This is a genomic window from Gordonia sp. 34D, from assembly GCF_056682775.1.
Genome location: NZ_CM155293.1, coordinates 3,820,390 through 3,828,646, shown reverse-complemented (window position 1 = coordinate 3,828,646; position 8,257 = coordinate 3,820,390). Strand labels below are relative to the sequence as shown.

Sequence of the window (8,257 nt, the reverse complement as noted above, 5' to 3'; positions counted from 1 at the left end):
TGACGTTCACCGCCTTCCGCACGACTTTGACGGTCGTGCTTGTACTTACCCAGTTGGCTAGCGCACCCCGCAGCGACTACTCCTCCCCCAAGGACTATCTCAACTCAGGGGATCCCCGTTACCGAAAGACCACCCCCATCAGTTCCCCGCAATCCCAGGCCCAAAACAGTTTCGGCGTTTGTCCGGATCTGCTCGAGAATTGCGGCAAATGCCTCGGCACCGGCGGCCGCGAGAGAAGGCAAGGAACTCATCAGCACCATCGTCAATGCCGAGTCTGTGTCGCCGACGACTGCTGCCATCGCGGTCAGCGACGCGTGAATCTGCTCAAAGGTCAGAGCGTTTCCCGAATCAGATGCTGCGGCAGTGCCCGGCGCAATTTCGGTCGCCCGTGAAATCAATTCGGGGAGCGACAGCATGACGGGTTCTACGTCGACGACGTCGGCGATGTCGCGTTCATCGTCGAGGCGGATGTCCACATCCCCGACCGCCAGCGAGTCATCGGCCACCAATGCCTCGAGGACTCGTAGGTAGCGCTGGGCGAGCTTCTCGACCCGGTCGCGATCAAACAGATCGACCGCGTAGGAGAACCGCCCTTCCAAGTTGCCTGTCGAGTCGCTTTGAGGCCGCAGCGTCAATTGCAGGTCGACTTGTGCCGCAACCTCCTCCGGATCCCGGCCGACGATCCGCAGATCCGCAAGTTCCAGATCGGGAATCACGAAATTCTGGAATGAGAACATCACCTGGAAAATCGGATTGTGTGATGCTGCCGGACGTCCGACCACTCGTCCAACGATCGCCTCGAATGGCACATCGGAATGCGCCATGTCGCTGAGGTCGTCGGAATGAACCTTGCGCAGCAGTTCACCGAGGGTGTCGTCCGGCCGCACTCGAGTGTGAAGCGGAACCGAATTAACGAACATTCCAACGACGTCGTCGAGGACGTGTTCACTGCGTCCGGCGTGGGGCGTGCCGATCACGATTTGTTCCTGACCGGTTATGCGGTGCAGCAATATCGCGAAAGCCGCATGCAGCACCATGAACATCGTGGAACCGTCGCGTCTGGCAATCGCGTCAATTCCTGTCGCGAGCGACGCCGGGATGTGGACCGGTACCTGACCGCCAGTGAACGTCGGCGATTTGGGCCGCCGACGGTCAGCCGGAATACCGAGGACTTCGGGCGCATCCGAAAGCCGTTCGTGCCAATACTCAAGTTCTGCTTCCTGACGGGTGCGACCACCAGCGTCCGTCGTCGCCAATCGGTTGGCATGCCAAACCGCATAGTCGACGTATTGAATTGGTAGCGGCAGCCACGTCGGCCTGTCGCCCGCGGCTCTAGCGGCGTAAGCAGTCATGAGGTCGCGAGCCAGCGGTGCCATTGACGCACCATCTGCGGCAATGTGATGGACGACGAACGCGAGGACGAAATCGGCCTCGCCTCCGCTGTCCTTCGTGACTACCGGCAACAAGTCCAGTCGCACCGGTGGTTGATCGGCCAGAGTAAAGCCCCGAGAAGCGAGGCCGTTGACCGTCTCCGCGACGTTTTCGACATCGTCGGCCACCCGCAACTGAACAGTGCGCAGTGCTTCCTCCGGTGACATGATTCGCTGGACGGGCAGACCATCGACGCTCGGATACACCGTGCGTAGTGCCTCGTGCCGCACAACGAGATCGGCGACGGCGGCACGCAACGCCTCCACCTGAAGGTTGCCCCGAATATCAAATATCAAGCCGATGTTGTACGCCGCAGAATCCGGATCGGCCTGGTTTAACAGCCACATCCCTCGTTGCGCCGACGAGACCGGCAGATCCTGTGCACGACGCTCATCGGTTAGTGGGGCAATCGGGGAAGTGGATCCGTCCTCGTTCAGCATCGGCAGCGAGTCCACGGCAGCAGCCAACTCTGCTGGCGACGGGGCTTGGAAAACATCCCGCACGGACACGTGTCGATCGAGTACCGCGGACAGCCTCGACACCAGTTTGGTCGCGGAAAGGGAGTTGCCCCCGATTTCGAAGAAACTGTCGGTCACGCTGATCTCAGCTAGTCCCAGGATCTGCGCCATTAGGCCCGCAACCACGGACTCGGTGGCATTGCGTGGCGCGACGATCTCGACATCCGAAGATAGATCTATCGGCGGCAGCGCCCTTCGATCGATTTTTCCGACCGAAGTCACCGGCAACGAATCCAGGACCGTAATCGCCTGGGGTGTCATGTACTTCGGTAGCTTGGCGCGGGCAAACTGCATCAACCGATCCGCATCAGCATCGGCCCCTCGTCGGAGCGAAACGTACGTGGCGAGGACAAGTTGGCCGTCGCGTCCGGGCACTCCTAGGCTCACTGCGGAATCGACCTCGGGATGCGCAGCGATGACTGCATCGACTTCGCCCGGCTCGATACGCAAACCGCGGATCTTCAATTGGAAGTCGATCCGCCCGTTGTAGACGAGCCGACCGTCGTGGAGGCGAGTGACACGATCGCCCGTCTGATACATCCGTTTGCCCGTCGCGAATGGATTGGCCACGAAGCTGCGTGAGGTCAGGGCCATGCGACCCAAATAGCCGAGCCCCAGCTGATCCCCAGCGAGGTAGAGATCACCCGGTACTCCAATCGGAGTGGGCAGCAACGCCGAATCGAGTACGAGCGCCTGAACACCGGGCAGAGGCAATCCGATGGTGACACGATCGTCGGGCACCAGTGGGCCGTCGGCGGTAGCCCACACCGTTGCTTCGGTGGGCCCGTACAGGTTAAAGATTTGGCCGTTTCCGCGCCCCGCCCACTCTCGAGCGAGCTCTTCTGGGATCGCTTCACCGCCACTAAGTACCGTCGTCAACGACGGAACATCCTTCGGTTCGACTGTTGCCAACACTGCTGGAGTCAGCAGCGCGTGCGTGATCCTTCGTTCCGCGATGAGCTCCGTCAATGCTTCACCGCCGTAGACGTCAGCCGGTGACACCACCAGTTCCGCACCTGCCGAAAACGCGAGCATTAGCTCAAGAACTGAAGCGTCAAAACTCGGCGATGACACGTGCAAGACTCTCGCACCCGGTCCAGCTCGGAAATTAGTGCGCAGATTTACCGCAAAATTGGCGAGGCCGCGGTGGCCGATCACCGTCGCCTTTGGACGGCCTGTCGACCCCGAAGTGAAGATCAAATAGGCAGCATCGTCGATTTGTACCGGGCGTACACGGTCAGCATCTGTGATCCTGGCTCCAGATAGTTCAGTCCAAGCGGCCGATATTTCGGGGCCCTCGAAATCCAGCCACGGCACCGATCCATGTGCCTCGGCCAATGTCGCGCCTTCAGCACAAATGCCCAGTACCGCACCCGAGTCGACGATCATTTCGGTTTGCCGCGCTCTGGGCTGCAATGGATCGATCAGGACGAAGGCCGCACCCGCAGCGATCACTGAAAGTGTCGCGAGAACCGACTTATCCGAGCGGCTGATTGCCACCGCTACGACGTCGCCCGGCCCGATCCCGCGATTAATGAGCACCCGCGCCAACTGATTGGTAATGCGGCCGAGAACTTCGTAGCTGATCGACTGTCGACCGTAGGTGATGGCGGTTGACTTTGGGTTTGCGGCGATGGCACCTCGTTCCAGAATCGTCGCTAACTGCGCCGGTTCGGCTCCCCGAACGACTTCCTGGAGCGCCGATTCCAGCTGCAAACTGCCCAGCGACCGGTTCTCATTGGCGGCCATCTCGCCGAGCACCCGCACGAAAGACTGGCCAAGCAGGTCGATGGTCGAGGCGTCGAACAGATCGGTTGCGTAGCCGAACTCGACAGCAATCTGGGGTGTGTCGTCACCATCCTCAGCAGGCAGGACGGTGATCGCGACTTCAAGGTCAGTCTTAGCGACAGGGAGTCGAAGAGGTCGCGCCGTCGCTGCTACGGAGTCGCTCATCGGGTCGTCCAGCCACGTCATCGCTACCTGAAATAGCGGTGTGTGCGCCAGCGACCGCTGCGGTGACGCATCGGCGACGACGTCTTCGAAGGGCAGTTCGGAATGGTCGAGTGCCGCACCGAAACTGCGTCGCCCGACGATGAGAAAATCCGCCACACTCAACCCGTGGGCCAGCCGACTGCGCAGCACCACGGTGTTGACAAACATGCCAACCATGTCATCGAGTTCCGGTGCACCTTGCCGGCCGTGAACGGCAATCCCGATCGCGACGTCGTCTGTTGACGCCATGCGCCCCAACACCACGGCCAAGGCTGCATGTGCGACGAGGAAACCCGTCGACCCGGTGCGGTCGGCGAGTGCGAACACGCTCTTCGATACATCGCGGGGAAGCACCCGGGTTCGGTAATTTCCGTGTCCGGAGGCAACTTGTGGCCGCAGGCGATCCGTCGGCAACTCCAAGAGTTCTGGCAAGCCCCGCAACGTGCCACGCCAGAACTCAAGGTCGCGATATGCACGCGACGAGGGGTCAGAGATGTCACCGAACTCAGCCCTTCTCGCCATGGCGTAGTCCGCATAGTGCCCGGTGAGCGGACGCCATTCCGCGGCCCGTCCCTGCTCGCGTGCGGCGTATGCCAGCGAAAGATCGCGCGTTAGCGGTACCAGCGACGCCCCGTCACCGGCAATATGATGCAAGACGATCAAGAGGGTGTCGGCCGACGCGTCACCAGAACAAAAGACCGTCGCCCGAATCGGCAGATCCGTGGTCAGATCGAAACCTCGTGATGCTTCAGCGACCAGTGCCCGGTCGAGGCCATCGGACGGGACCTCGCGCACGCTCACTAAGTCTTCAATCCCGATACTCTCGACGGGGAGAATCTGCTGCGCGGGCACTCCGTTGACTGCGGGGAATGTCGTCCGCAATGGCTCGTGTCGACCGATGACATCTCGGAGCGCGGCGCGCAAGACGTCGACCTCAATCGAACTCTCGAAGGTCACCGTGCCGGCCATGTTGTAGGTCGCCGAATCCGGGTCGATCCGGTTGACCAACCAAAGCCGCGATTGCGAAGGGGAAAGGGGAATCTGCGCGGGGCGAATTCCGTCGATCGCGTCCCCGAATAAGCCACTGGCGATCGAGTCGTCACGAGATTGGTTCGCCAGATCTGCGAGTGTTGCACCATCGAAGATCTCGGTAAGCCCGAAATTCATGTCGAGTTCACGCCGCGCGCGGGAGACCAGTCGTGCTGCCGACAGTGAATCACCCCCGAGCGCGAACAAGTTCTCGACCACACTCGGAGTCTCATTCAAACCCAGCAGCGTCGACACAAGGTCAGCCAACGCATGTTCGGCAGCATTCCGCGGGGCGACGTATTCTGCCCGACTGGATGTCAGCGAGGGTTCTGGCAGGGCGTTCCGATCGAGTTTGCCATTGTCCGTGACGGGAAACTCGTCAACAACAACAATGGCAGCAGGCACCATGTGCGAAGGCAATTGGCGGCGACATAGGGCACTCAACTCCTCAAGCCTCGTCTCGGTTTCCGACCGCAGGCGCACGTATGCCACCACAATCGGCCCGCCGGTCGGTCCGGTTCGGGCCAACGCTACGACCGCCTCAACCTCCGGACTGTCGCGCAAGACCCCTTCGATTTCGCCGAGCTCAACGCGCTGGCCCCGAATCTTAATCTGGAAGTCGGTTCGGCCGAGGTACAGGATGTTTCCATCCGCACGCCTGCTCACCAGGTCGCCCGTGCGGTACATCCTCGTCCCGCTCTCGCCGTACGGATTGGAGACGAACCGGTCGGCTGTCAGGTCCGGCCTCGTGATGTACCCGATAGCTAGCTGGTCACCCGCTAGGTACAGTTCGCCAGCCACTCCTACAGGTACTTGGCGCAGGTGATTATCGAGCACCAGCACCTCAGTGTTCGGCACTGGTTTACCAATCGGGATCTCATCGTCACCCGGTACAACCACGTACTCGGTGACATCAATTGCAGCCTCAGTTGGACCGTAGAGGTTGACGATCCGCGCCGCCGATCGCTCGGCGATGGCATTCGCCAATGTCGGGCTCAAAGCCTCACCCGAGGCGAAGACTGTGGCTACGTGATTAGGCAGGACCTCGCCGCTGTCCGCGAAAAGTTCCAACATCGACGGCACGAAATGCAGCGTTGTAACCCCGCCACGGCGAATCAGCTCGACTAGGTACGTGGGGTCGCGGTGACCACCGGGGCGAGCGATGACCATGCGCGCCCCCCTGGTAAGCGGCCAGATGAGCTCCCAAACGGACACGTCGAAGGTGAACGGGGTCTTGTAAAGTACGCCGTCGCTCTGCCCGATGGGGTAGTGGTCCTGCATCCATTGCAGCCTGTTCCGCAACGCTCCATGGCTGACCTCGACGCCCTTGGGAGTCCCTGTAGAACCCGAAGTAAAAATGACATAGGCCCCAGTTCCTGGATGAACTGGGCCGATCTCTCTTGAACCACTGTCGCCCACCTGATCGCCGATCGAGGCCAGGTAATCGTCGTCGATGATGACCGCCGGCGCGACGGTGCCGATAATAACCGCACGCCTGCCGACCGGTAGTTCGACGTCGACCGGGACATACGCCGCTCCACACGCGATAACCGCATGGATTGCAATAACCTGCCCGATTCCCCGCTCCAGATTTACCGCCACGCGGCAACCGGCGCCTACCCCGTCGGCACGGAGACGCGCCATCAGCGTTTCGCGACGTTCACCAAATTCTCGGTAAGTTAGCTCGGTATCGTCGGACTGGAGCGCCACTAGATCCGGATAAGCTGCAATTGCTTGGTCGACTAATTCGAGGACTGTCTTGACTGAGTCCTCGCCTGAGGTTGTCTCCCCGCGCCCCATGGCACAGAGATCCGCCGATTCCTCCGGCATGAGCAGGTCGATCTCACCAATCGGACGATCGAAGTCGCCTAGTAGCCGCGGGATGAAAGCGATGAACCTACCAACGTGGGACTCCAACTCTGCGTTGTCATACAGATTCGGATTGCCGTGCAAATCTACTGCCAGTTGCGCACCCGGCGCGGATTGGTACAGGTTAAGCCGCAAATCCTCCAGGATCCCTGAGGACAGAATATGGTAGCTTACCTTGGCCCCGCTCAGCTCGATTGGCTTGTCGAAAAACATCATGTTGACGATCGGCCCGAACGATGAGCTGTTGCCTTCGCCCATGCCTGCGTCTAATCGAATGTCCTCAAATCTGTACCGCTGGTGACGCAACGCCCCGATCATCTCGTTCTGAACTTGGCGCACCAAGTCACCCATCGATACCTGTGAGACGTCGCGCGCGCGAACCGGGAGCATATTGGAAAGCATGCCGCCAGCATTCTTAATGGCTGCGGTCGCACGGCCGGTGACGGGCAAGCTCATGACGACATCATCGGTGCCTGTCATCCGCGCCATGAAGGCTGCGAAGGCCGCCACCAACAGCGCGGCAACAGAACAATCCGAGTCCTTGGCGAGTCGCTCAATCTGCTCTTGCAGTTCGGCACTCAACCAATCCCCCGCCACCACATTCTGAGGAGCCAGCGCTACCGTCCGATCGTGGCGGGCAAGGCTCACGCGCTCCGGAAGTCCAGCCGCGTGTTCCATCCAGTACTGGCGGTCGCGCTCTCGACGAGGACCAGATCGATACGCCTCATCGTCTGCGACCAATGCCGCCAGATCGGCGTGCCGCGTCGGCGAAAAATCCACCCCGGCACGTGCGGCGTTGTAGCGCTGCAACGCCGAAAGCAAGCTGGTCAGGGACGAATAACCGTCGAGCAGAATGTGGTGACCCCGCACATAAAGCAAGGTGTGATCGTCGTGGACCCTGAGCAATGCGATTGATGCCAATGGCCCAACCAGTAAGTCAACATTGGCCTGGTAGTCGTGATTCATCCATGATTTCGCGGCCGACATCGGATCTGGCGCATTCCGGAAGTCGACTCGCCGCACTGGCATGTCCATGGTCGGATCCACAACCTGCATTGGAATTCCGTCAATATCGACCAATCGGGTATATGGCGACTCGAATTCTCGACACGCAGCGATGACGCAATCCGCGAGCAAATCGGAGCGGAGGGAGACGCCTTCGTCGTCCCGAATGCTCAGGTAGTAGGCGATGTTTACCGAATAGTCGGGCGACAGACTCTCGGCGAACCACATCCCGTGCTGGGCGGCGGTCAACGGCAACATTTCGCGTTGACCCCCTACGACTCCAGCGATCTTCACAAAATCAACTCCCCGTCCTGGCAACTCTCTCCGTGTTAATTGCCGACCGCCCCCTGAACCCCAGCAGCACCTTAAGACCAATCTAATATAGCTGCAGCGCGTCTTCGCGACATCGCAAC

At 60.5% G+C, this 8,257-nt stretch carries 1 protein-coding gene; it reads right to left on the bottom strand.

Features of this window, described 5'->3' with window-relative positions; translation table 11 throughout:
* Nucleotides 1–104: 104 nt before the first annotated feature.
* Complete coding sequence (locus tag AC1L34_RS17890) at nt 105–8,138, bottom strand: amino acid adenylation domain-containing protein (protein WP_480034977.1); 8,034 nt, start codon at nt 8,136–8,138, stop codon at nt 105–107.
* Between the last annotated feature and the right edge of the window lie 119 nt (nt 8,139–8,257).